Here is a 2,080-nt window from a genome sequence, read left to right on the forward strand (position 1 = left end):
TGGCGGAGCCGCTCGATTGGCAGTCGCTGGACGGCGAGCCGGTCAAGGTTGTGCTGTTGATCGCGGTGCCGGAAGCGGCGGCGAGCAATGAGCATTTGCAGATTCTGATCGCCATTTCGCGCAAGCTGATCGACGAGACGTTCCGCAACAAGCTGATGCAGGTATCGAGCGCGGACGAATTGAAGGAACTGTTGGGATCGATCTGATCCGGCGTTAACAAGGAAGGAGCAACCCAGATGAAAAGCATTCAATTGACGATACGCAACGAAGCGGGCTTCCATATCCGGCCTGCGCAGCTTTTTACGGAGAAGGCCGGCGCCTTCGAATCGACGGTTACGCTGCGGCCCGAAGGCTCGGACACCGTAGCCGACGGCAAGAGCATCCTGAACCTGATGACGCTCGGTCTGGAAAAAGGCTCGGTCATCACGCTTTCTGCGGACGGCCCGGACGAGGAGCAGGCGATTGAGCAGCTGTCGGAGCTGGTCGAGAGCGGCTTCGGCGAAGCCTGATACGAGGAGGCGAAGCAAGATGGGAGAAACGGCAATGGCGGAGCTTCTGCTTCAGGGTCTGGGCGTATCCAAAGGTGTTCGGATCGGAGAAGCATTCGTCTATAAACCGTTCCGTTTCGACGAAAGTGCGGAGCGGAGCACCGATGATCCGAATAGTGAGCTGAATCGGCTGCAAACGGCTAAGGCAAGCTGTATCGAAGAGTTAAACCACCTGATCGAACGCGCGAAGGAAACGTTGGGGGAAGAGAAGGCCGGCATTCTGAAGGGCCAGGTGGGTTTCCTGAACGACCCGGCGTTCTACCCGCCGATGGAAAAGCTGATCCGCGACGGCAGATGGAATGCGGAAACGGCGGTGCACCGCACGGTCAAGCAGGTGTCCGGCATTTTCGAAGCAATGGCCAACGCGTATATGCAGGAGCGGGCTGCCGATGTGAGAGACGTCGGGAACCGGCTGCTCCGCCATTTGTCGGGCAATAATGGCAGCCGCCTGGAGGACATCGACAAGCCCGTCATTATCGTGGCAGACGATCTGTCCCCTTCGGATACCGTTCAGCTCGATAAACGGTTTGTGCTCGGTTTTATTACCCGTGTCGGCGGCAAAACGTCGCATACGGCGATTCTGGCCAATTCGCTCGGCATCGCCGCGGTATTGGGTCTGGGCGACGCGGTGGAAACCATCGGCCACGGCGACCGCCTGGTGCTGGACGGTTCCACGGGCGCCTGCATCCTTCATCCGGAGTCTGTGACGATCGAGCGATATGAGCGGCAGCAGCAAAAGGAAGAAGAGGAAACCCTCGCGCTGCAGCAATACGCGGATAAGCCGGCAGTCACGAAGGACGGGTTCCGCATCGAGGTAGCCGCCAATATCGGCACGCCGGAGGAAGCGGAAGGCTTGCCAGCCAAAGGTGCGGAAGGGGTCGGCCTTTACCGCACCGAGTTTCTGTACATGAGCCGGAACGAAATGCCGGATGAGAACACCCAATACGACGCTTACAAAGCCGCTGTTCTCGCGATGGAGGGCCGGCCGGTCGTCATCCGGACGCTGGATATTGGCGGTGACAAGGAATTGCCTTACTTGAGCTTGCCGCATGAGCTCAATCCGTTCCTCGGCTACCGGGCTGTCCGGTTGTGCCTGGACAGGAAGGACCTGTTCGTAACGCAGCTTCGGGCCATCGTCAGAGCAAGCGCACACGGACCGGTTCACATCATGTTCCCGATGATCTCGGGCATGGGGGAGTGGCGCGAGGCGAAGGCGCTGTACGATGAAGTCCGAGCCCAGCTTATGTCTGAAGGTGCAGCAGTCGGACAATCCACGCAGGTCGGGATCATGATTGAAATCCCTTCCGCAGCGCTGATGGCCGACCGGTTTGCGCGGGAGGTCGACTTTTTCAGCATCGGTACGAATGATCTGGTTCAATACACGGTCGCCGTCGACCGGATGAACGAGAAGGTCTCGTATTTGTATGACTACTTCCACCCTGCCGTCCTGCGGTTGATCAAGAACGTCATCGATGCCTCGGTCAAGCACGGCAAATGGACCGGAATGTGCGGGAGCATGGCGGGGGACCCCG

General features: G+C 59.0%; 3 protein-coding genes. All 3 read left to right on the top strand.

Annotation, left to right across the window (positions count from 1 at the left end; translation table 11 throughout):
• The coding region (locus BG52_RS13480) for a PTS sugar transporter subunit IIA (protein WP_036667472.1) at positions 1-206 on the top strand (206 nt) is incomplete at its 5' end.
• Positions 207-236: 30 nt separating this feature from the next.
• Positions 237-509 carry an HPr family phosphocarrier protein gene (locus BG52_RS13485; protein WP_036582338.1) on the top strand — a complete coding sequence of 91 codons (273 nt, stop codon included), beginning with the start codon at positions 237-239 and terminating at the stop codon, positions 507-509.
• Positions 510-528: 19 nt separating this feature from the next.
• The coding region (gene ptsP / locus BG52_RS13490) for a phosphoenolpyruvate--protein phosphotransferase (protein ID WP_051603618.1) at positions 529-2,080 on the top strand (1,552 nt) is incomplete at its 3' end.

Origin of the sequence: Paenibacillus darwinianus, from assembly GCF_000598065.1 — a bacterium.
Classification (GTDB): Bacteria; Bacillota; Bacilli; order Paenibacillales; family Paenibacillaceae; genus Paenibacillus_I; species Paenibacillus_I darwinianus.

Bases quoted from the DNA above. Each gene is read 5' to 3' on its own strand.
- BG52_RS13485 (WP_036582338.1), top strand. From the start codon at position 237: ATGAAAAGCATTCAATTGACGATACGCAACGAAGCGGGCTTCCATATC.